This is a genomic window from Cohnella sp. GCM10012308 (assembly GCF_042649185.1).
Lineage (GTDB): Bacteria > Bacillota > Bacilli > Paenibacillales > Paenibacillaceae > Cohnella.
The window spans coordinates 382,281-403,271 of the sequence record NZ_JBHRYU010000001.1 but is presented as its reverse complement, the minus strand read 5'-3'; the positions used below and the strand labels follow the sequence as shown (position 1 = coordinate 403,271).

At 61.0% G+C, this 20,991-nt stretch carries 22 protein-coding genes; 15 read left to right on the top strand and 7 right to left on the bottom strand.

Annotation, left to right across the window (positions count from 1 at the left end; genetic code table 11):
• The first annotated feature begins 4 nt into the window (after positions 1-4).
• The 5 genes from ACFOTD_RS01945 to spoVM all read left to right on the top strand — a co-directional run bounded on the left by ACFOTD_RS01945 (position 5) and on the right by spoVM (position 4,835).
• A complete protein-coding gene (locus ACFOTD_RS01945; protein ID WP_378115682.1) occupies positions 5-772 on the top strand; it encodes a Stp1/IreP family PP2C-type Ser/Thr phosphatase in 768 nt (255 codons plus the stop codon).
• Positions 769-2,997: a Stk1 family PASTA domain-containing Ser/Thr kinase gene (gene pknB / locus ACFOTD_RS01940; protein WP_378115198.1), complete on the top strand. Its 2,229-nt coding sequence runs from the start codon at positions 769-771 to the stop codon at positions 2,995-2,997. The genes ACFOTD_RS01945 and pknB overlap by 4 nt, the downstream gene beginning before the upstream one ends.
• 3 nt (positions 2,998-3,000) lie before the next feature.
• The gene (gene rsgA, locus ACFOTD_RS01935) at positions 3,001-3,948 is read left to right on the top strand and encodes a ribosome small subunit-dependent GTPase A (protein ID WP_378115196.1); all 948 of its coding nucleotides are present in this window, start codon (positions 3,001-3,003) and stop codon (positions 3,946-3,948) included.
• A 3-nt stretch (positions 3,949-3,951) separates the two neighbouring features.
• Entirely contained in the window at positions 3,952-4,599 is a 648-nt protein-coding gene (gene rpe / locus ACFOTD_RS01930) for a ribulose-phosphate 3-epimerase (protein ID WP_378115194.1), read from the top strand.
• Positions 4,600-4,754: 155 nt separating this feature from the next.
• The gene (spoVM, locus tag ACFOTD_RS01925; RefSeq protein ID WP_040711006.1) at positions 4,755-4,835 is read left to right on the top strand and encodes a stage V sporulation protein SpoVM; all 81 of its coding nucleotides are present in this window, start codon (positions 4,755-4,757) and stop codon (positions 4,833-4,835) included.
• 280 nt (positions 4,836-5,115) lie between these two features.
• Here the strand turns inward: spoVM and rpmB are convergent, their stop codons facing one another.
• Entirely contained in the window at positions 5,116-5,304 is a 189-nt protein-coding gene (gene rpmB / locus ACFOTD_RS01920) for a 50S ribosomal protein L28 (RefSeq protein ID WP_282909266.1), read from the bottom strand.
• Between the two features lie 183 nt (positions 5,305-5,487).
• Here rpmB and ACFOTD_RS01915 point away from each other — a divergent pair, with 183 nt between their 5' ends.
• The 5 genes from ACFOTD_RS01915 (at position 5,488) to ACFOTD_RS01895 (ending at position 11,163) form a co-directional block, all read left to right on the top strand.
• Complete coding sequence (locus ACFOTD_RS01915; RefSeq protein ID WP_090115427.1) at positions 5,488-5,847, top strand: Asp23/Gls24 family envelope stress response protein; 360 nt, start codon at positions 5,488-5,490, stop codon at positions 5,845-5,847.
• A gap of 107 nt (positions 5,848-5,954) precedes the next feature.
• On the top strand, positions 5,955-7,781 hold the full coding sequence (locus ACFOTD_RS01910) for a DAK2 domain-containing protein (protein WP_378115191.1): 1,827 nt from the start codon (positions 5,955-5,957) through the stop codon (positions 7,779-7,781).
• A gap of 18 nt (positions 7,782-7,799) precedes the next feature.
• Positions 7,800-8,672: a DegV family protein gene (locus tag ACFOTD_RS01905; protein ID WP_378115189.1), complete on the top strand. Its 873-nt coding sequence runs from the start codon at positions 7,800-7,802 to the stop codon at positions 8,670-8,672.
• A gap of 43 nt (positions 8,673-8,715) precedes the next feature.
• Entirely contained in the window at positions 8,716-10,785 is a 2,070-nt protein-coding gene (gene recG, locus ACFOTD_RS01900) for an ATP-dependent DNA helicase RecG (RefSeq protein ID WP_378115187.1), read from the top strand.
• A gap of 90 nt (positions 10,786-10,875) precedes the next feature.
• Positions 10,876-11,163 carry a stage VI sporulation protein F gene (locus ACFOTD_RS01895; protein ID WP_282909262.1) on the top strand — a complete coding sequence of 96 codons (288 nt, stop codon included), beginning with the start codon at positions 10,876-10,878 and terminating at the stop codon, positions 11,161-11,163.
• Between the two features lie 296 nt (positions 11,164-11,459).
• On the opposite strand, the gene ACFOTD_RS01890 is transcribed toward ACFOTD_RS01895, so the two are convergent.
• From ACFOTD_RS01890 to ACFOTD_RS01865, 6 genes are all read right to left on the bottom strand, one after another.
• Positions 11,460-11,819, bottom strand: a complete 360-nt coding sequence (locus tag ACFOTD_RS01890; protein ID WP_378115184.1) for a hypothetical protein — start codon at positions 11,817-11,819, stop codon at positions 11,460-11,462.
• Positions 11,820-11,958: 139 nt separating this feature from the next.
• Positions 11,959-12,648, bottom strand: coding sequence for an SOS response-associated peptidase (locus tag ACFOTD_RS01885; protein WP_378115182.1), 690 nt, complete (start codon positions 12,646-12,648; stop codon positions 11,959-11,961).
• Positions 12,649-12,891: 243 nt separating this feature from the next.
• Entirely contained in the window at positions 12,892-13,425 is a 534-nt protein-coding gene (locus tag ACFOTD_RS01880; RefSeq protein ID WP_378115181.1) for a YhjD family protein, read from the bottom strand.
• Positions 13,422-14,681, bottom strand: a complete 1,260-nt coding sequence (locus tag ACFOTD_RS01875; protein WP_378115179.1) for a DNA polymerase IV — start codon at positions 14,679-14,681, stop codon at positions 13,422-13,424. The genes ACFOTD_RS01880 and ACFOTD_RS01875 overlap by 4 nt, the downstream gene beginning before the upstream one ends.
• Positions 14,671-14,877, bottom strand: coding sequence for a hypothetical protein (locus tag ACFOTD_RS01870; protein ID WP_378115177.1), 207 nt, complete (start codon positions 14,875-14,877; stop codon positions 14,671-14,673). Before ACFOTD_RS01870 ends, ACFOTD_RS01875 begins: the two co-directional genes overlap by 11 nt.
• Before the next feature lie 546 nt (positions 14,878-15,423).
• A complete protein-coding gene (locus ACFOTD_RS01865) occupies positions 15,424-15,795 on the bottom strand; it encodes a VOC family protein (RefSeq protein WP_378115175.1) in 372 nt (123 codons plus the stop codon).
• 98 nt (positions 15,796-15,893) lie between these two features.
• Between ACFOTD_RS01865 and ACFOTD_RS01860 the strand changes: the two genes are divergently transcribed.
• The 5 genes from ACFOTD_RS01860 to ACFOTD_RS01840 all read left to right on the top strand — a co-directional run bounded on the left by ACFOTD_RS01860 (position 15,894) and on the right by ACFOTD_RS01840 (position 20,980).
• Positions 15,894-16,562, top strand: coding sequence for a TetR/AcrR family transcriptional regulator C-terminal domain-containing protein (locus ACFOTD_RS01860; protein WP_378115173.1), 669 nt, complete (start codon positions 15,894-15,896; stop codon positions 16,560-16,562).
• 108 nt (positions 16,563-16,670) lie between these two features.
• The gene (locus tag ACFOTD_RS01855; RefSeq protein WP_378115171.1) at positions 16,671-17,798 is read left to right on the top strand and encodes a GntR family transcriptional regulator; all 1,128 of its coding nucleotides are present in this window, start codon (positions 16,671-16,673) and stop codon (positions 17,796-17,798) included.
• Positions 17,799-17,973: 175 nt separating this feature from the next.
• The gene (locus tag ACFOTD_RS01850) at positions 17,974-18,876 is read left to right on the top strand and encodes a sugar phosphate isomerase/epimerase family protein (RefSeq protein ID WP_378115169.1); all 903 of its coding nucleotides are present in this window, start codon (positions 17,974-17,976) and stop codon (positions 18,874-18,876) included.
• A gap of 14 nt (positions 18,877-18,890) precedes the next feature.
• A complete protein-coding gene (locus tag ACFOTD_RS01845; RefSeq protein ID WP_378115167.1) occupies positions 18,891-19,949 on the top strand; it encodes a galactitol-1-phosphate 5-dehydrogenase in 1,059 nt (352 codons plus the stop codon).
• Positions 19,946-20,980, top strand: coding sequence for an alcohol dehydrogenase catalytic domain-containing protein (locus ACFOTD_RS01840; protein ID WP_378115165.1), 1,035 nt, complete (start codon positions 19,946-19,948; stop codon positions 20,978-20,980). The genes ACFOTD_RS01845 and ACFOTD_RS01840 overlap by 4 nt, the downstream gene beginning before the upstream one ends.
• The last annotated feature ends 11 nt before the right edge of the window (positions 20,981-20,991 follow it).

The window sequence follows — 20,991 nt, the reverse complement described above, 5'->3', positions numbered from 1 at the left end:
GGGGTTGAAGACGGCTGTACGCAGTCATATCGGACGAGTCAGGCAACTGAACGAAGACAGGGCTTGGGTCGGCAAGACGCCGGGCGGCCTTACGGCCGCCGCGGTGGCGGACGGCATGGGCGGACACAACGCAGGCGACGTCGCCAGTACGCTGGCGGTCGACAGCCTGTCGAAGTCGCTGTCCGCATGGGAGGGCGTCGTCTCGGCTTTTGAGGCGGAGGAGAAGCTCAAGGCGATCGTGCTTGCGGCGAACGCCGCCGTATTCGAAGCCGCCTCGACGCATCCCCAATATCATAACATGGGCACGACGGTCGTCGTTGCCCTTCTTGACGAGCAGGAGGGTCTGATCGGCCATATCGGCGACAGCCGCGCCTATCGGATCAGAGGCGGCGCCATCGAGCAGCTGACGGACGACCATACCCTCGTCAACGAGCTTACCCGTTCGGGCCAGCTCAGCCGGGAGGAAGCGGCGAATCACCCCCGGCGCAACGTACTTACGCGCGCGCTCGGCACCGACGCGGAAGTGTCCGTCGACTTGCAGCGCATCGATATGCTGCCCGGCGATCGCCTCCTGATCTGCAGCGACGGCTTGAGCGCGCTGGTAGACAAAGCCCTTATACTCGATACGATGAATACTGAAGGCGTCACCCTGGATCAGATCGCCGACCGTCTGATCGCGCTGGCGCTTACCGCCGGCGGCGACGACAACGTGACGGTCGCCCTGATCGAATACGAGACGGGGACCGGGACGCGGGATGGAGGAACATCATGACTGCGATCGGACATTTGTTGGGCGGCAGGTATGAGCTGCTCAGCCGCGTGGGCGGCGGAGGCATGGCGCTCGTGTACAAGGCCCGCGACATTTTGCTGAACCGATTCGTCGCGGTCAAGGTGCTCCGGCAGCAGTTCATGCACGACGACGAGTTCGTGCGCCGTTTCCGGCGCGAAGCCCAGTCGGCGGCCGCGCTTTCCCACCCGAATATCGTCAGCATTTACGACGTAGGCCAAGAAGAAGATACCCATTATATCGTCATGGAGTATATCGACGGCGCGAACCTGAACGAGATTATCCGGGAACGGGCGCCTTTGCCGGTTAACGAGGCCGTTCGCATCTCGTCGCAGATCTGCGACGCGCTCGACCATGCGCACCAAAGTCAGATCATTCACCGCGACATCAAGCCGCACAATATCCTGATCGGCACGAACGGCCGGGTGAAGGTGACGGACTTCGGCATCGCGCGCGCCGCCACGTCGTCGACGATCACGCAGACCGGCTCCGTCGTCGGCTCGGTTCATTATTTTTCCCCGGAGCATGCCAAAGGCGTGGCCACCGGCGAGAAATCGGACATTTATTCGCTCGGCATCGTGCTGTATCAGATGTTGACGGGCCGCCTTCCCTTTCTCGGGGAGAGTCCGATCAGCGTCGCGCTCAAGCATCTGCAGGAGCCGTTCGAGGACCCGCGTCTCGTCAATCCGTCGATTCCGCAGAGCGTGGAGAACGTTATTTTGCGCGCCATGCGCAAAAATCCGTTAGAACGATATTCCTCTGCGCAGGATATGCTCGACGATCTGGCGACCTGTCTGCAGCCTCAGCGGTTGAACGAACCCAAAGTACGCTTCCCGAGCGATGCCGATGAAGAGGAGCAGACGCGTGTCATTCCGGCGATCCGTCCGGAGATGCGCTCTTCCGCGGACGAGACGCTGGCCGGGAAAGGAAGCGCGAGGAAAAGCGGGTCGCTCGAAGGCGAACAGCCGCAAAGAGGCGCCGCCGATAAGCGCAAACGCAAAAAGTGGGTACTGCCCGCCGTATTCGGCGTCATCGCCGCCATTTTGATCGCTATTCTCATCTGGGCCATCTTCGCGTTGAAGGGACAACTGGTGTCGCCGGACGTGCAGGTGCCGACCGTCGTGGGCGAGAAGCTCGACGCCGCAACCGCGGACCTCGAAAAGGCGGGCCTCAAAGTTGCGGATCCGATCATGTACGAGCCGAGCGAGACGGTGGAAAAGGATCTCGTTATCAGGCAGAGCAAGCAGGACATGCCGGTCAAGAGCGGATCGCTCATCACCTTGACGGTGAGCCTGGGCAAGGAATTGCCGACGCTGGACGACTATACCGGCAAACTGTACGACGATGCCGTCGAGGCGCTGAAGGCGCAAGGGGCCAACAACGTCGAAAAGGTCGAGAAGTACGACAAAGAGGTCCCCGCTGGTACGGTGCTCAGTCAGTCGCCGGCGCCCGGCGGTACGTACGATCCGGACAAGGATACGATCACGCTCAGCGTCAGCAAAGGTCCCGAATCGTTCGCGATGCCGAATCTGATCGGCATGTCGCTGTCCGAGGCGCGGGCGGAGTTGACCAAGAACAATCTGTCCCTGCCGAACGACAAGGTGCTCCAGGAGCCGAGCTACACGACCAAGGGCAAGGTGTTCAAGCAGTTCCCGGCAGAGCAGAACGAATTGGTGACGCCGGGAACGGAAGTCACGATCTGGATCAGCAGCGGATATCCTGCGGACGCCAAGGAGAAAACCTGGAACGTAACGGTGTCGCCGGCGGTCGAGGGGCAGACGAGCACGGTCAAGATTTTGCTGACCGATGCCCGCGGCGATAGCGAGTGGGGCACGAAAAAGATCAAGACGACGCAGACGTTCCCGATCAAGCTCGTCGTGTCGCCGGACAAGGAAGGCCAGATTACGGTGTACCGCGACGATCAGTTCCTGGATCGGATCCGGGTCCCGTACGCGGACGAGACGCCTACGCCGGAGCCTACGCCCACCCCGTCCGAAGAGATCACGCCGCCACCTTCGGAGTCGCCATCGGAGGACGCGACGACGCAGGTTGATCCGGGCAGCGAGGGCACGAACGACGGTGGAACCGATGCAGGCAACGAGAATGCTTCAGTGGGACGGGGTAACGGAAATGGCAACGGAAACGGTAATGGTAACGGCAATGGAAATGGAAATGGAAATGGCAACGGCAAGGCGAACGGTCGAGGCTAGCCGATGAAAAAAAGCGGCAGCGGCGCGGCGCGATCGAATGCGGCGGAGCGTCATGGCATTATCGTCAAGGCGCTCAGCGGTTATTATTACGTGCGGGACGACGAGCGCGAAGTCACGCTTCAATGCAGAGCGCGCGGCATTTTCAAAAAACGGGGCGAATCCCCGCTTGTCGGGGACAGAGTCATCTACGAAGAGACGGAAAACGGAGAAGGCGCGGTCAATGGCATTTTGCCCAGATCCTCGTCGCTGATCCGGCCGCCCGTCGCTAACGCGGACCAGGCTGTGCTCGTGTTTTCGGTCATCCGGCCGGAGCTCAATTTGCAGTTGCTCGACAAATTTCTCGTGCATATCGAGCATGCGGGCATGGATGCGCTCATCGTGCTGACCAAGCTCGACGCGGCCGAGCGGTCCGAAGACGCAGGAAGGATCGGCCGCGATATCGACGACGCGGTGGCGCTCTACGAGGGGATCGGATACCGGGTGCTCGCCGTCAGCGCCCGCCAGGGTACCGGCCTCGAAGAGCTGCGCGGCCTGCTGGCCGATCATGTCAACGTATTCGCGGGCCAATCGGGCGTCGGCAAGTCCTCGCTTCTTAATGCGCTCGTGCCGGGCCTGAAGATGGAAACGAACGATATCAGCGAAAAGCTCGGCCGGGGCAAGCATACGACGCGTCACGTGGAGCTCGTCGAGCTGCCGGACGGGGGATTCGTGGCGGATACGCCGGGATTCAGCCAACTGGATTTTCAGGAGCTTGGGATCGACGAGATCGGTTCGTGCTTCCGAGAGTTTCGAGAGCTCGCGCAGGGCTGCAAGTTCAGGGGCTGCACGCACATTCACGAGCCCGGCTGCGCGGTGCTGTCCGAGCTGGAGGCCGGAGGCATCGCGGAGACCCGGTACCGCCACTACAAGGAATTCATGAACGAATGGAAAGAAAAAGCGCGGAGGTACTAGCACATGGCAATTATCGCACCATCGATCTTGTCGGCCGACTTCGCTCGGCTCGGCGAGGAGGTTCGTGTCGCGGAAGCCGCCGGCGCGGACTGGATTCACATCGATATTATGGACGGGCAGTACGTTCCGAATCTGACCTTCGGGCCGCCCGTGGTCGCGGCGATCCGTTCCTATACGGAATTAACCTTCGACGCGCATCTCATGGTCGAGACCCCGGATCGGCTGCTCGCGGACGTCGCGGCGGCCGGCGCGGACCGGATCACGGTCCATGCCGAAGCGAGCACGCATTTGCACCGGACCGTGCATGCGATTCGGGAGCTTGGGAAGGGAGCTGGCGTCGCGCTCAACCCGCATACGCCGCTGTCCGTCCTCGACTACGTCCTCGACGATGTCGACCTCGTTCTCATCATGACGGTTAACCCGGGTTTCGGCGGGCAATCCTTCATTTCCGGGATGCTGTCCAAGATTCGCCAGCTTCGGCAGACGCTTATCGCGCGCGGGCGGGGCGACGTCCACATCCAAGTGGACGGGGGCATCAACGCCGAGACTTCCAAGCTTGTGCGCGAAGCGGGCGCGGACGTGCTCGTCGCCGGCAATTACGTATTCGGGCACGCGGATCGCGCCGCTGCCATCGCATCGCTCAGGGACTGACTTCGGTCGGTCCCTTTCGTTTTGCCCCAAGGAATAGGACAACTCCGCGCGTGCATAACCTTTATCAACAGCGCGCGCCTTCGGGCGTTGCGCCGCCCCATGCAAGGCCCGTAGGGCCGCGGGCAACGCATCGGACCGGAGGAGGGGTGGGAACGATGAAGTTTTACACCATCAAGCTGCCGAAGTTCTTGGGCGGATTCGTCAAAGCGATCCTCAATACGTTTCAGAAAAGCTGACGCCTCCCGGGTGATGGATCCCGCGGCCTTGCAAGGCTCGTGTCCCCGTCCCCGGAACGGGCAGCCCCGCCATGAGCGGGCGATCCGGGACGCCTCGCGGCGCCCAGCGCCGGCTGCGGCCGGACGGCCCGGGCGTACGCCGCGCCGGCGGAAAGGTTTTTGATGGATGATTATCGCGAGCATTCTCGCATGCGGATATGGCGCGGCAAAACAAAAAGCACCTGGATGTCCAGGTGCTTTTGCCATGGGCTGTCGTCCGCCGAAGCGAACGGGCAGTTAATTATACACGAACGACTTTGCCGGACTTCAGGGCGCGAGTGCTGACGTAAACGCGCTTCGGCTTGCCGTTCACCAAAATGCGAACCTTCTGCACGTTGACTCCCCAAGAGCGTTTGTTATGATTGTTGGCGTGGGAAACGTTGTTGCCGGCACCCGGCTTCTTCCCCGTGATATAACATTTGCGAGCCATGTAAATCCACCTCCCTGACCAGACCTTACACACACTTTTCCTATCATAACACAGGCCTAGTCGCCTTGCAATGTCATCGGCTGACTTCAAACCGATTCTTTTTTATAGTACAATGGGAAAAGGTTCACCTATGAAGCCGTCTATGCGGACGGCGTTCGAGAACCGCCAAAGGAGCGTGTGGCCATGCCTATGCAGCTATCGACGGAAAATGGCAAAATCGACGTGGCCGATCAGGTCATCGCCGTCATCGCAGGTTCGGCGGCGCTCGACTGCTACGGCCTCGTCGGTATGGCCTCCAGGAAGCAATTGAAGGACGGGATCGCCGAGCTGCTCGGCCGCGAGAATCTCGCGCGGGGCGTCGAAGTGCGCCGCGAAGGGGAAGAGCTCCATCTGGATCTATACGTGATCGTCAGCTACGGCACGAAGATCTCGGAGGTCGCTCACAATATCCAATCCAAAGTAAAGTACGTGCTGGAGGAAGTCGTCGGGATTGCCGTGGACCGTCTGAACATTTTCGTTCAGGGCGTGCGCGTCATTCGCTAGGCGAAGACCGGATCGTAACCACTTGCGCGATTATCCGATCTCACCTTGGCTTGCCGGGCTCTCCTGCCGGAGAGGCCGGCGTCGCGCCTTCGAAAAGGGGAATTTTATTGACTACGAAGCTTTTAAACGGAACCGACTGGACCGCCATGGTGCTGGCAGGCGCAGAGCGGCTCTCGCAGCAGGCGGAGCTGATCAACGCGCTTAACGTATTCCCCGTTCCGGACGGCGATACGGGTACCAACATGAACTTGACGATGACGGCCGGCGTGGCCGAATTAAAAAATAAACCTTCGACCGAGATCGGCCGCGCTGCGGAAGTGCTGTCGAAAGGGCTTCTGATGGGCGCGCGCGGCAACTCGGGCGTTATTTTGTCGCAGCTGTTCCGCGGGTTCGCACGTGCGGTCGCCGGCCAGCGGGAGATCACCGTGCCGCTGTTCGCAGCCGCCTTAAGGCAAGGAGTTGATACCGCTTACAAGGCGGTAGTCAAGCCCGTCGAAGGCACCATTCTGACCGTCGCGCGCGAAGCGGCGAGGCACGGCGAATCGATCGCGAAGCGTACCGAGGATATCGCCGAGTGGATGGGCGAAGTGCTCGACAAAGCGGCCGAGACGCTGGCGCGCACGCCCGATATGCTGCCGGTGCTGAAGCAGGTGGGCGTCGTCGATTCCGGCGGACAGGGACTTGTATGCATTTATGAAGGCTTCGTGCAGTACCTGAACGCGCAGCGGCAAGGCGCCGGAGCGGCAGCGCCTTACGCGGGAGGCTGGACGTCGTACGCCCCGGTTGCCTCCGCCTCGTCATCGCCCGTGCCGGCTCAAGTTGCGGCCGCGGCCCATGCGTCGTCGGCGCAGTCGAGGATTGCGACCGAGTCGATTCAGTTTCCGTACGATATGGAGTTTTTCATTCGTCTGCAGGGACGCACCGCGTTTTCCGAAGCGTCCTTCCGCAGGGCGCTCGAGCGGGACGGGGATTCGATCATCCTGATCGCGGACGGCGATATCGTCAAGGTTCACGTGCACTCCCGCCGTCCCGGAGACGTGCTCAATGCCGCAGTCTCATACGGCGAGCTGACGAATTTCCATATCCTGAACATGCGCGACCAGCACCGCGAGCTGCTGCATCCTGCGTCGGCGGCGGAAGCGGCTGGCGAGACGTCCGATCCGATGGGGCTAGAGGCGGCGTCGGGCATTCCCGACATGCCCGAGCTGAGAGCCGCGGAGGCGGCTTCGCAGGCGATCGAGCCGGCGCATCCCGCCGCCTTCGAGATGGCCGACTACGGCGTCGTCGCGGTCAGCGTGGGCGCGGGCAACGACGAGCTGTTCCGCAGTCTCGGCGTGGACGCGATCATCTCGGGCGGACAGAGCATGAACCCCAGCACGGAGGACCTGGTGCAGGCGATCTCGTCGCTTGCGGCGGACCATATCTTCGTATTGCCGAACAACGCTAACATCCTGATGGCCGCGAAGCAGGCGCAGGAGCTGGCGGATCGGCCCGTGACGGTCGTGCCGACGCGCAGCATTCCGCAGGGACTGGCCGCGATGCTGGCGTTCCAGGAGGAGCAGCCGGCGTCCGTCAACGAGGACCGCATGCTGCGGGCGATCGACCGGGTGCTGACCGGCTCGGTCACGCGAGCCGTCCGGGATACCGTCATGGACGGCATCGACATTCGCGGCGGCGAGTATATCGGCATTTTGGACAAACAGATCGTCGCCTCCGAGGCGACGGTGCCGGCTGCGGCCAGAAGCCTGCTGGAGCGGATGCTCGCGAGCGGCGACGAGACGGTCATGCTGCTGTCCGGCGAAGGGGCCGAGGAAGGCGACACCGCAGGGCTTGTAGCCTGGCTCGGCGAAGCTTATCCGGATGCGGAAGTGGAGCGGCACGAGGGCGGACAGCATTTGTATCCGTACCTGATTTTGGTGGAAAAGTCGGATTAGACGCGGGAGGTGGCTACGATGAGCAAGGTTGTTTTGGTAACGGACAGCACGTCGGACATCCCGCAGGCGACGCGGGAGCGGCTGGGCATCGAGATGGTGCCGCTGCGCGTCATTTTCGGCGAAGAGAGCTACCTGGACAACGTGACGCTTTCGCCCGCCCAATTTTACGACAAGCTGAAGAACTCGAGCGCTTTGCCTACGACCTCACAGCCTTCGCCGGCGCAGTTTCTCGAGGTGTACGAGCGGCTCATCGCAGAGGGCCATTCGGTCGTATCGGTGCATCTGTCCTCGGCGATGAGCGGCACCTATCAATCGGCCACGATCGCGAGGTCGATGCTGGACGACGAGAGCAAGGTTACCGTTGTCGACTCGAGGTCGGCCTCTTACGGATACGGAGCGCTCGTGGTGTCCGCCGCCGAGCTGGCCGTGCAGGGCGCTTCCCCGGAAGAGGTCGCCGCGGAGGTGCTGCGGCTGCGCAAGGAGATGCGGCTGTATTTCCTCGTGAACACGCTTGAATATTTGCAAAAAGGCGGCCGGATCGGCAAAGCGGCGGCGATCTTCGGCACGCTGCTGAGCATTAAGCCGATCCTGACGATCGGCGACGACGGCGTTATTTTCCCGATCGACAAGGTCAGAGGACAGAAACGCGCCGTCGCGCGGATCGTCGAACTGCTGGAGTCCGACTTCGGGGCGGGAGCGGCGATCGATCTCGCGGTAGTCGATACGCCGGGCGACGTCGAAGCTGCCAACGATCTCGTCGAGGTGCTTCGGAGCCGGTTCAACGTCGCAGGCTTCCACCGCTCGGAGATCGGATCGGTGATCGGCACGCACGCCGGTCCCGGAACCGCAGGCTTGTTTGTATTTCCCGCCGGCTCGGGCCATATCGTCTAGGGACGATCGTCCGGCCGACGGCGCGATTCGGAGTTGATGGAGGATGGCCGATCGATCGGCGGAAGAGACGGATCTGTTCGCCATACCGATCACGAAGATCAAAGGCGTGAGCGCCCCCAAGGCGGGGGAGCTTCACGCCTTGGGTGTTTCTACGGTCGGCGAGCTGATCGAGTATTATCCGTTCCGTTACGAGGACTATCGGCTGCGGCCTTTGGTCGAAGTAAAGGACGGGGAAAAAATCACGGTGCAGGGACGGATTGAGACGCCGCCGTCGCTGCAGCGGTTCGGGGGCAAGTCGCGCCTGCTCTGCCGGGTTACGGTGGAGGGGATGCTGCTGACGGCCGTCTGGTTCAACCGCGCGTTTTTGAAGGATCAGATCGAGGTCGGGCGGGATATCGTCCTGACGGGAAAATGGGACCAGCGGCGGAGGCAGCTCACGGTGGCGGAGTCGGAGTTCCCGGACAAGGGGGCCGGCCGCACGGGGACGCTGCAGCCCGTGTATTCGATCGGCGGCAGTCTGACGCAGGCGTGGGTGCGGCAGCGCATCGAGCTGGCATTGGCGCAGTACGGGGCGATGATCCCCGAGCTGCTGCCGCCGGAGCTGCTGGGCAGGCACAGCCTGATGCCCCGGCGCGAAGCGATTCGCCGAATCCATCAGCCGGAAAATACGCACGAGGGCCAGGAAGCCCGCCGCCGCATGGTGTACGAGGAGCTATTCTTGTTCGAGCTGCGGCTGCAGGCTTACCGCGCGATGAACCGCAAGGCGCCCGACGGCATCGCGCACAAGATCAGCAGCGACGATATTCGCGCGTTCGCGGCGAATCTGCCGTTCGAGCTGACCGAGGCGCAGAAGACCGTCGTCAACGAGATCACGCGCGATATGAAGCGGCCGTACGCGATGAACCGGCTGCTGCAGGGCGACGTCGGCTCGGGCAAGACGGTCGTGGCCGCGATGGCGCTGTACGCGACGGTCAAAGACGGCTGCCAGGGCGCGCTCATGGTGCCGACGGAGATTTTGGCGGAGCAGCATGCCAAGTCGTTGGGGAAGCTGTTCGAGCCCTACGGCATTCAAGTCGCGCTGCTCACCGGGAGTCGCGGGGCGCGGGAGCGGCGGGACCTTCTGGCATCGCTGCAGATGGGACTCATCGATATCGTGATCGGCACGCATGCGCTGATTCAGGAGGACGTCTTTTTCCGGCGGCTCGGGCTCGTCGTGACGGACGAGCAGCATCGTTTCGGCGTCAATCAACGCAGTATTTTGAGACGCAAGGGACTGAATCCCGACGTGCTCATGATGACGGCGACGCCGATCCCGCGCACGCTCGCCATCACCGTGTTCGGCGACATGGACGTGTCGACGATCGGGGAACGGCCCAAGGGACGCAAGCCGATCCTGACCTACTGGGTCAAACAGGACAAGATGGACCGCGTGCTCGGCTTCATTTGCCGGGAAGCGGAGCTCGGGCGGCAAACCTTTTTCATCTGCCCGCTCATCGAGGAATCGGAAAAGCTGGACGTGCAAAACGCGATCGATCTGCACATGCAGCTGCGGCAGGCGATGCCCGAGCTTGAGATCGGGCTGCTGCACGGACGGATGACGTCGGCGGAGAAGGACGCGGCGATGGGGCGGTTCGCGGCGAACGAAATGGCGGTGCTCGTCTCGACGACGGTCGTCGAGGTTGGCGTCGACGTGCCGAACGCCACGCTTATGATCGTAATGGACGCGGACCGCTTCGGACTCTCGCAGCTGCACCAGCTGCGTGGCCGGGTCGGGCGAAGCGACCATCAGTCGTACTGCGTCCTGATCGCCGATCCGAAGTCGGAGAACGGACTCGAGCGGATGCAGGCGATGACGGATACGGATGACGGCTTCGAGATCGCGCGGCGGGATCTTGAGCTGCGGGGGCCCGGCGAGTTTTTCGGGACGAAGCAGAGCGGGGTGCCGGAGTTCAGGCTCGCGAACCTGATGAACGACTTCGAGACGCTCGAGCAGGCGCGCGACGACGCGGCCGCGCTCACGGCCGAGCCGTCGTTCTGGACGGCGCAGGCGTACGCGGGGCTGCGCGACTACTTGCGGCGCGAGGCGCCGGACTACAGCGAGCCGCTGGATTAGGCTCGTCTTTGCGGGGCGATTATTTGCGCAGACATTTCCCTTCGGCTGCCGCATACAATATAGGAGCCTCGCGAAGGGAAGTGGGCAGCCGTGAGTTGGCAAAAGTTCGGCATTCGGCCGGATCTGGTGGAACGCGTCAAGGTGAAGATGAAAAATCCGGCCACGAAGGATAGAGTCAAGGCGCTGCTGGACGGGGTGACGAAAAGCGATCTGCAGGATCGGCCCAAAGTAAAACGCCTCGTCAAGTCGTCCGCCAAAGTGCTTGGCGAGCCGCTGACCGATCTGCAGGAGGAGCAGCTCGTAAACTTCGTCATCGCGCAGAAGATCGATCCGAAGAGCACGCTCCATCTGATCAAGCTGTGGGCGATGTTCCGGTAACGAGGGGCGGCGAGAGCCGTTGGAAGGCAGCATCGCCTGCACTACGGCAGGCGATGCGCGGTGCTGCGGCGCGATAGGCGCGATCGCCTGCACTACGGCAGGCGATGCGCTGTGCTGCGGCGCGATAGGCGCGATCGCCTGCACTACGGCAGGCGATGCGCGGTGCGGCGGCGCGATAGGCGCGATCGCCTGCACTACGGCAGGCGATGCGCTGTGCTGTGGCCTGATAGGCGCGATCGCCAGCACCACGGCAGGCGATGCGCGGTGCGGCGGCGCGATAGGCGCGATCGCCTGCACTACGGCAGGCGATGCGCTGTGCTGCGCGCGATAGGCGCGATCGCCTGCACTACGGCAGGCGATGCGCGGTGCGGCGGCGCGATAGGCGCGATCGCCTGCACTACGGCAGGCGATGCGCTGTGCTGCGGCGCGATAGGCGCGATCGCCTGCACCACGGCAGGCGATGCGCGGTGCTGCGGCCTGATAGGCGCGATCGCCTGCACTGCGGCAGGCGATGCGCGGTGCGGCGGCGCGAAAGGCACGATCGCCTGCACCACGGCAGGCGATGCGCGGTGCGGCGGCGCGATAGGCGCGATCGCCTCCTGCATAGCAGGCGGTGCGTCGTGCCGCGGCGCAAAGGGACCGATCGCCTTCTGCATAGCAGACGATGCTTCATACCGCGGCCCAATGGGACTATCGCCTTCCCTAGAGCAGGCGATGCTCGGCCCTCAGCCCAAAAAGACCCAGACTCCCGATACGAATGCGGGAATCAGGGTCTTTTTGGCATTCGCGCGAGCGTCAGAACAGCTCGCCTTGCTCGTCCTCCGCCTCGAGGCAGCCGGGATCGTCGTTGGCCACGTTGCCGACCCGGTGGTTGGCAGGGACTGCGACCAGCTCTGCCGGATCCAGCGGGATCGCCAGCTGCAGCACCTCGTCGGAACGTTGGATGCTCCGATTGAGCCACGCCGCCTCGTTCTGACGATTAAGGATAATCGGCACGCGATCGTGGATGTCCGCGAGATGGCCCCGTGCCGGCGCGGTTAAAATGGCGCATGTGCTCAGTCTCGATCCGTCAGGAGCGGTCCAAGATTCGTAGATGGCGGCCATGCTGAACAGAGCGCTATCCTTGCGGCGGATGCGCATGGGGCGCTTGCCGTCCGCGGTCTGCCGCCATTCGTAGTAGCCGTCGGCCGGTACGAGGCAGCGCTTGCGGCGCAGCGCCTCGCGGAAGGCCGGCCGCTCCGCGACGGTCTCGACCCGGGCATTCAGCATCTTGCTGCCGACCTTCGGGTCCTCGGCCCAAGGCGGCACAAGCCCCCACTTGAGCAGGCCGAGCCGGTTGCGAGTGCCGTCGTTCACGATTGCCGGAACCATCTGTCCCGGCGCGATATTGTACCGGGGGCCGTAGGGCGAGCTGGCAGCGTCGTCGGCCGCATAATAAGCGAGCAGTTCCTCGAACGAAATCGTAATCGTGTAACGTCCGCACATCGCGTGCAACCCTCTTTCTTTTCGCGCCAAGCAAGGCCTCTTTGGGAAGTAGTATACCGCAACGGCGGCCCGATGCGAAGCGGAGAGAGCGAGAGGCGCCAAGGAAGGCGGGCCGATCAAGAGGCGTCTGCGATACGCGGTGCGAGCCCGATTGATCGGACGCACCACGGCGCGGACGAGACGCCCCCCGCCGCGCCACTAATGCGGCCACTAATTGACGACTAAGCGTAGCGCGAGCCGTCCTTAATTCGTCCCTTTGGCGGCGACGGGGGAGCGGCGGGCTTCCCTCGCCTCCTTGCTGTCGAGCTGCCGCAGATGCCGCGTGATCTCGCCCAGATACCGCGCGAGCTGCATGCTGATCTCCGAGCGGAGCACCTCCCGGACGATGCCGAAGCGTTCCTCGTAGCCGCGGCATATGTAGCGATGGTAAATGACGAGGTCGACCTGCTCGTCGCTGTTCAGCAGCCGGATGCGCCGGCTGCTCAGTTCCCGGCGAAGCTCGTGGAGGTCCCGCGTAATCAGGTTGAGCACGACCTGAGCACCGGTCAGGGTCACCCGGCTCAGCAGATTGCCCGAACGCTCGCCCTCCTCCATGGCCCGCTGGACCATCGTGAGCATATGCGGCAGCACGATGGCGTCGCGGACCATCCGCAGCTCGTCGGCGGTCGGATGGCCGGTCGTCTTGGGGGTGACGGCATGCTCTTCTTCGTACTGCTCGTGATGTTCGGTGAGCAACAGCTTGGCGTTCCAGCGGTCGTTGCCGTCGAGTTTGCTCATTTGTAATGTCCCCCGATCTGCTCGGCCCGTTCCCGTGCGACGCCGGCTTCTAGCAGCGAGGAGGCCCGCATGATGGCATCGCTCCCGTAACGGTCCTTGATGTAATCCGTCGCCCGCTCCATCCGCAAGATGGCCTGCCGGTCCTCGAACAGGTCGAGCTGGTCGACGCCCTCGTCCGACAGCCCGCCGAGCGAGATGGTCAGGCGGCTGACCGGCATGCCGCTCCAATGCTCGCGGAGCAGCTTCAGCGCCGCGGCGGCTACCTCGTGGGTGAGCGCGGTCGGCTGCAGCAGCTGGGTCTGGCGTCCGAACCAGGACGAACGCGTCCCGTCCGTCTCCGCCGCCCCGACCGAGACGACGCTGCCTCTGCACTTGTGACGGCGCGTGCGGCGGCATACCTCGACGACGAGCTCGAGCAGGACGACCTCGATATCCTCTAGCTTGCGGTACAGGCCGCTGCGGAGCGCCTTGCCGTGGCTGATCGACTTGAGCTTGTGGCGGATGCCCGCTACGACGGGGCTCGGATCGATGCCCCGCGCGGTCTGCCAGTAATATTCCGCCTGGATGTCGCTCTGCTTTTTCATCTCGCGGCGCATCCGCCGCTTGAAGTCGCCCAGCTCGAGACGCGCGATGTCTCCGATCTTGGCGAGCCCCATGCGGGTGAAGTGGCGCGTCATGCGGGAACCGACCATGAACATATTGTGAACGGGGAGATCCCAAAGGGTGTTCTCCAGCTTGTCGAAGGAAAGCTCGGATACGCCCTCGGGCGTTTTTTTCGCATAATTGTCCAGCGCCATCTTCGCGAGAATCTTCGTCGGGCCGACGCCGACGCGGACATTGATATTGGTGGAGAGCTTCACGTGATTCTGGATCAACTCGGCGATTAGCTCCGGCGGCCCGTAAGCGGGGATCGAGCCCGTGACGTCGAGGAACTGCTCGTCGATGCTGTACGGCTCGACCTGATCCGTGAACGCTTCGTAGATCTGCGTCATGAACAGCGAGATGCCGATGTAAGTCTGCATCCGCGGGCGGATGACGATCAGATCCGGGCACTTGGCCAGCGCCTCGCCGACCCGCTCGGCCGTCGTGACGCCCTTGGCCTTGGCGATCGGGCAGGCGGCGAGGATGATGCCGGAGCGCCGGGAGGGATCGCCGACGGCGACCGGCTTGTTCATCAGGCCGGGATGGCGCGCCTTTTCGATGGAAGCGTAAAAGGACTGGCCGTCGATCAGAAAAATGGTTCGCTCATGAGGCATGGTGCTTCACCGGCTTGGCGCCCAGGATGCGGCTCGCCGACAGCGTGCGGAAAGCCCGCTTCCCCCAATCGAGCACGCGCACCTTGCCCCCGCGCACCGAGAATACGGCGACGACCCGCTGCGTCAAGCGCCCCTTGCTATCCTCGTAAATAATTTCCACGCTTTGCCCGACGTACTTTTCGATATTGACCGGCATGGCGATTCCTCCTTGAGCCTCGGAGAGACGAGGTTAATTACAGAACATTTGTTCTTATATTAATACGAACTAGCGTTCCCTTACAAGGGCTAAAATATACCGGTTGTCCGATCGTAAGCGGGGGGGGGTCGTCCGTGGTGGACGAAGTAGAGGGGGCGTGGCGAGCGGCGTCATAATTGCCGAGAAAATTTCCGAGATTTTGGAAAGTGAATAGTCAGGTATACAGATAATATGCATTTTAATGTATGAAATACTTCCCTGAGGACATGAAGAGACACAAATTGCGGGGATGTTGTTTTACTGCGGTGAATGAGAATAACCAGCGCCCGGAACGGCACCTCGCAGATCAAGGAGATACGTATTTATCCGTAGCCGTAGTGCAAGGCGCGAGTCAGACCTAGCGGCGTCACCGATTCGCTACGCTAATTCGCAGCGCTTCATTCATTTCGCGTATTTGCCAAACGATTAAATTAAGTTAAATAAAACAAAACCCGCGGCGCCCACCAGCTACGCGGGGATGTTGGTATGCCATCATTTATGTCGGGTTTAGACGGCGAACGAAGTAATCTCGAACAAAATGCCGTCAAGCGCCTTGAAGTAGAGCGTGTAACCGCCGCGCATCGGCTTCGGACCACCTTCCTTGCCAGCCAGTCCTGCAGACATAAGCCTAAGGAAAAATCCATCTACTTCTTCCTTCGTGTCCACGTAGAATCCGACATGGAACCCCTCGGGGTAAGTCGGAATCTCGCCGCCGAAGGTTGCCAACCGGCTTAAGACAAGAGTAAACCCCGCCTCGTCCTTCATAACTGAAATCGCGTCCCCTTTTCGATCTACAAGCTCAAAATCGAAAATATCAGCGAAAAGGGCAACTGCCTCCGACATATGGTTTACGCATAAGTTCAGGTGGTTGAGCTTCATTTTCTACTGCTCCTCTATTATTCTAATGGTATTAGATTAATCTAATGGGTTTAGAATAAGCTCCTGTGCTATACTTGTCAAGTGAAAGGGTGAGCTCGTTGGCAAGGAAAGCTCGTACGACCAATATTCCGCTGGACCAGACAAGAATTATCCAGGCCGCGTTGCAATTGCTGGACGAGATCGGTCTTAAAGAATTAAGCATGAATAAAATCGCGAACAAGCTACAGGTGAAAACCGCGTCGCTTTATTATCATATCCAAGACAAGGACCAGCTCATGGGATTGCTGGCCGATCGAATAAGCAGTTCCATGGAATGGCCGGAATCATCTCTTCCTTGGAGGGAACAGCTGGGGCTCTGGGGGAAGGCTTTCCGCAAGATCCTACTCTCGCACCGGGATACTGTGGATCTGTTCAATTCCAGTATAGCCTCGGGCTATGATCGTCTTAAGCAGGTAGAGAAGCTATACGCCTTATTGTCATCTGTTGGATTTCCGGACCAGCAGGTGCCTTGGGTAGCTTCGATTTTGAAGAATTACGTGCTCGGATATGTAGGGGAAGAGGTAAGGCTGCGGTTGAATGCCGAGCAGGGTGCTGTCTCGAATGCGGAGCTAAGCGAACGCTATAACCAATATTACAGTCAACTGCCTGCAGAGGAGTTTCCTACGGTAATCCGTTTGGCGTCGTACACGACGAATTCCGATTGGGAGAAGGAGTTCGAGTTCGGTCTTGATGTTTTGACAGAGGGGCTGGCGGTTAAGCTGCAGTAGAATTGATGGGAGGGACCAAGCCCCATCCTTTGACGGGACTCCTCGAATGTATTAGTATTTATTAATACGTATCAGAGCTGCTGCCAATGCGAGTGAAGGAGTAAAGGGATGGACGCGGAGAAGAAGCTTGTGAAGGGCCCTCTCGCCTTGTATGAACAAATGCGGCTGAAAATTGTAGAGCTGATCGAAGAACGCCGTCTTCGGCCGCACGATCCGCTGCCTTCGGAGGTCGAGCTGGCCGCCCTGTTCGGCGTAAGCACGAGAACGAGCAAGGAAGCGCTGGCCGCGCTTGCCAAGGAAGGCATCGTATATCGTATGCCCAGGCGCGGCACATTTTTGTCCGAGACGCCTGATGGCGGCAGCCGCAGCGTCGGCGTCGCGCTGAAGCTGGCCCTCGTGCTGCCGGCGATCGACGACTATACCGGCAAGATCGTAGAAGCCGCTATACGGGCGGGCAAGCGGCAGGGGGCGGACATTTCTCTTCATATTTCCGGCGGCGAGCCGGAGAAGGAAGAGGAGATGATCAAGGAAGCGGCTTCCATGCCGGAGATCGGCGGGATGATTTGGTTTCCCGGCCAGCGCAAGGCCTGCAGCAACGAGGTTCTCCGGCTCCATCTTTTCCGTTTTCCAATCGTCATCGTCGACCGGGCGTTCCGGGAGATCGATATCACGAGCGTATCTCACGACCACTATCAGGGCGCCTACGATATGACCTCATGGCTGATCGACCAAGGGCATCGGCAGATCGGCTTCATCACGGAGGATATCGAAGGCATTATGAGCTGGGAAGAGCGATATCATGGCTATCTTCAAGCGCTGTTGGACCGCGGAATTCCATTCTCCAAGCCGTTGAGCTACATATGCGCAGATGCGTCGGATGCGGACGAGGGGAGGAGACGGTCAGAGCTGCGCGCCTTTCTGAGCGAGCATCCGGAGATGAGCGCCGTCTTCTGCGCCAACGATCTGCTCGCCAATCTCGCGATCAACACTTGCGTTCGTGCGGGCATCGACGTGCCGGGCCGGCTGTCCGTCGCCGGATTTACCGACTCGTCGGCCGCGATACGCGCGATCGTCCCCATCACGACCATACGCAAACCGCCCGGGCCGCTGGGCGAGGCCGCCGTTTCGCTATTAATGCAGCGAATCCGCGATCCGGAGCATACGCCGCCTTCCGTGCAGCATCCCACGACCTTGATTGTCCGGGAGAGCGTGAAGTGCTATGCCGGCCGTTCATGAATTATTATATCGTTCCGTCTTACGCAAGCCGACCCGATGGTTTCATCGGCGTTGGCTTGTTTTTTTGCGTTCGTACAAATTTCCCGTGCGCAGCTATTTAGTTAAAAAAAAACATTGAATGTATTAGTGATACATAATAGTATTAATATTAAATAAATGTATCAGAGGTGATTCAGTGAAACGTGATTTGAAGCTTGGCATCAATCTGGGCTTTGCCATCAACAAGTATGTGGAGCCTGAGGTATGGACCCGAATTGTGGCCGAAGAGCTGGGCATTAAAAATGTCCAATTCGTCGCCGATCTTCTGAACGTCTTTCTTCCCGATCCGATCATCCGCGAGCAGGTCGAACGGATCAACCGCAGTACGCAGCAGTACGGACTGAATGTGACAAGCACGTTCACCAGCGCCTTTACGCGCGTCAATCACTTTATGCACCCTGACGCCGATACGCGTAAGGCATGGCTGGATTGGTTCAAGAAATTCGCCCGCGTGTCCGTCGATCTGGGAGCGAGGTCGACCGGAAGTCACTTCGGCATCCTTACGTTCGCCGATTACGACGATCCGGCCCGCCGGGAATATCTCGTAAACGAAGGCATCAAAAACTGGCAGGAGCTTAGCTGGTACTGCAAGGATCTGGGCATGGACCATCTGCTCTTCGAGCCGATGTCCATTCCCCGCGAGATGGCCAATACCGTTGCGGATACGCGGGAGCTGCTGGCGCGGCTGAACGACGGGGCAGGCATCCCGTTCAAGCTATGTCTCGATGTCGGCCATGCGCCGCATCCCGACGACCGCGATCCTTACCGCTGGGTCAGGGAGCTCGGAAGCGTGTCGCCCATCATTCATATTCAACAGACGGAGAAGGATCACAGCCGGCACTGGCCGTTTACGGAGGAGTACAACAAGCTGGGAATTATTCACGGCGAGCCGCTGCTGGCCGCGATCGAGCAATCGGGCGCAACGGAGGCCGAAATCGTCTTTGAGATTTCGCATCGCGAAGCCTGGTCGACGGAGTTCCGGATCATTCAGGATCACCGGGAGTCCGTCGCGTATTGGCGTCGGTTCATCGCGCAATGAGGGAGGAGTTGGCGATGAAAGCGGCTGTGCTCCACGCCGTCGGCGACCTGCGGATCGAAGAGGTCGAACGGCCGACGCCCCGCGGGGGCGAGGTGCTGATACAGGTAAAGGCATGCGGCGTATGCGGATCCGATATTCCGCGCGTTTTTACGAAAGGCACCTACAGCTTTCCTACTATTCCGGGACATGAATTTTCAGGGAGAGTTGTCAGCGTAGGCGTAGGATGCGACCCGGCACTTATCGGCCGCAAGGCTGTCGTATTTCCCCTCATCCCGTGCCGCGGCTGCGCGGCGTGCGAGATCGGAGAGTATGCGCAGTGCGAGCGATACGATTACATGGGCTCGAGGCGCGATGGCGCTTTCGCCGAATATATCGCCGCGCCTGTGTGGAACGTCTTGGCGGCGCCGGATAGCCTGACATACGAAGAACTCGCCATGACGGAGCCGGCCGCGGTCGCTCTCCATGCACTCCGGCAGGCGGGGATCGATATCGGCGACCAGGTGCTGATCAGCGGCGCCGGGCCCATCGGCCTGATGCTGGCCAAGTGGGCATACGCCTGGGGGGCTTCGAGGGTGCTGTTGTCCGATATCGATCCGGCCAAGCTGGCGTTTGCGCGTTCATTAGGCTTTGCAGATACGGTGAATGCGCTGGATGAAGACGCGGCCGAGCGGGTGCGCCGGGCGACGGGGCGAGGCGTCGACGTTGCCGTAGAAGGCGCGGGAGGCTCCTCCTCCCTCGAGGTATGCGTGAAGGCCGCCCGGAGCTTTGGCCGCGTCGTCCTGATGGGCAATCCGGCCGGCGAGATGAAGCTCTCGCAGAGCGGGTACTGGGAGATTTTGCGCAAGCAGCTGACGCTGAAGGGAACCTGGAATTCCGGGTATGCGAGTCTGCCGAAAAACGAATGGAAGCTGGTCGTCGAGGCGATGGCCGCCGGTCGCATCGATTTAAAGCCGCTCGTCACGCACCGGGTAGCGCTGGATGGGCTTAACGACGTTTTGGAGACGATGCGGGACCGGCGCGCTTTTTTTAACAAAGTCATGTTTTGCAACAGCGAGGGGGAAGATCGGCCATGAAAGCCGCCGTATTGGAAGCGCTTGAACGAATGACGATTAAAGAGGTGCAGCTGCCGGAGCCGGATGACGACAGCATGCTGATGAAAGTGGAAGCCGTCGGCATCTGCGGTTCGGATATCCGCATTTTCCGCCACGGCAACAGCCGGGTCGCATTGCCCCAAACGCTCGGGCACGAGGCGGCGGGCCGCATCGTGAAGGTGGGCCGCAATGTGACGAAGTTCGCCGAGGGAGACCGCGTATCGCTCGGCGCCGACGTCCCCTGCGGCGCGTGCGTCTTCTGCGAAGCAGGCATGGGCAATAACTGCCAGATCAACTACGCGCTCGGCTATCAGTTCGCGGGCAGCTTCGCCGAATACGTCTTGCTGAACAAGACGGTCGTCAATTACGGCCCGATCCATAAGATCGCAGATCATATCACCTATGACGAAGCCGCGCTGGCGGAGCCGATGGCCTGCGTGCTCAACGGCCTCGAGCTGTCGAACGTCTCCATCGGGGATACGGTCGTCGTGATTGGCGCCGGTCCGATCGGCTGCATGCTGGTCGAGGTCGCGCTCAAGATGGGCGCGCGCGTGCTGCTTGTCAACCGCTCCCGGCCCAGACTCGAGATGGCCAAGCGGCTCGGCGCGCACGCTTATATTTGTTCCTTGGAGGAAAACGCGATCGAGCGTGTCCTGGAGGAGACGGGCGGACTTGGCGCAGATGTCGTTATCACGTGCAACCCGTCGCCCGAAGCCCAGGTCGATGCGATTCATATGGCTAAAAATCGCGCGCGGATCAATTTCTTTGGCGGCCTCCCGAAGGGTCGATCCTTGGTGACGCTGGACACGAACATCATTCACTACAAGGAACTGTTCGTTCATGGCGCCCACGGCTCGCTGCCGCGCCACCATCAGAAGGCGGTCGAGCTGATCAATGCCGGCATCATCGATATGAACAAGTATATCTCGCACCGTTATCCGCTGACATCGATCGCCGATGCCATCGCGATGGCGGAGAGTCATGCGGGTATGCGCGTCATCATCAAGCCTTGACGGCGGAGAGC

Bases quoted from the DNA above. Each gene is read 5' to 3' on its own strand.
- spoVM (WP_040711006.1), top strand. From the start codon at position 4,755: ATGAAGTTTTACACCATCAAGCTGCCGAAGTTCTTGGGCGGATTCGTC.
- ACFOTD_RS01870 (WP_378115177.1), bottom strand. From the start codon at position 14,877: ATGCCGGTCAATATCGAAAAGTACGTCGGGCAAAGCGTGGAAATTATT.
- ACFOTD_RS01845 (WP_378115167.1), top strand. From the start codon at position 18,891: ATGAAAGCGGCTGTGCTCCACGCCGTCGGCGACCTGCGGATCGAAGAG.
- ACFOTD_RS01890 (WP_378115184.1), bottom strand. From the start codon at position 11,819: ATGCAGAAGGCGATCGGTCCCTTTGCGCCGCGGCACGACGCACCGCCT.
- ACFOTD_RS01840 (WP_378115165.1), top strand. From the start codon at position 19,946: ATGAAAGCCGCCGTATTGGAAGCGCTTGAACGAATGACGATTAAAGAG.
- ACFOTD_RS01905 (WP_378115189.1), top strand. From the start codon at position 7,800: ATGAGCAAGGTTGTTTTGGTAACGGACAGCACGTCGGACATCCCGCAG.
- recG (WP_378115187.1), top strand. From the start codon at position 8,716: ATGGCCGATCGATCGGCGGAAGAGACGGATCTGTTCGCCATACCGATC.
- rpmB (WP_282909266.1), bottom strand. From the start codon at position 5,304: ATGGCTCGCAAATGTTATATCACGGGGAAGAAGCCGGGTGCCGGCAAC.
- ACFOTD_RS01885 (WP_378115182.1), bottom strand. From the start codon at position 12,648: ATGTGCGGACGTTACACGATTACGATTTCGTTCGAGGAACTGCTCGCT.
- rsgA (WP_378115196.1), top strand. From the start codon at position 3,001: ATGAAAAAAAGCGGCAGCGGCGCGGCGCGATCGAATGCGGCGGAGCGT.
- ACFOTD_RS01865 (WP_378115175.1), bottom strand. From the start codon at position 15,795: ATGAAGCTCAACCACCTGAACTTATGCGTAAACCATATGTCGGAGGCA.
- rpe (WP_378115194.1), top strand. From the start codon at position 3,952: ATGGCAATTATCGCACCATCGATCTTGTCGGCCGACTTCGCTCGGCTC.
- pknB (WP_378115198.1), top strand. From the start codon at position 769: ATGACTGCGATCGGACATTTGTTGGGCGGCAGGTATGAGCTGCTCAGC.
- ACFOTD_RS01915 (WP_090115427.1), top strand. From the start codon at position 5,488: ATGCCTATGCAGCTATCGACGGAAAATGGCAAAATCGACGTGGCCGAT.
- ACFOTD_RS01875 (WP_378115179.1), bottom strand. From the start codon at position 14,681: ATGCCTCATGAGCGAACCATTTTTCTGATCGACGGCCAGTCCTTTTAC.
- ACFOTD_RS01855 (WP_378115171.1), top strand. From the start codon at position 16,671: ATGGACGCGGAGAAGAAGCTTGTGAAGGGCCCTCTCGCCTTGTATGAA.
- ACFOTD_RS01880 (WP_378115181.1), bottom strand. From the start codon at position 13,425: ATGAGCAAACTCGACGGCAACGACCGCTGGAACGCCAAGCTGTTGCTC.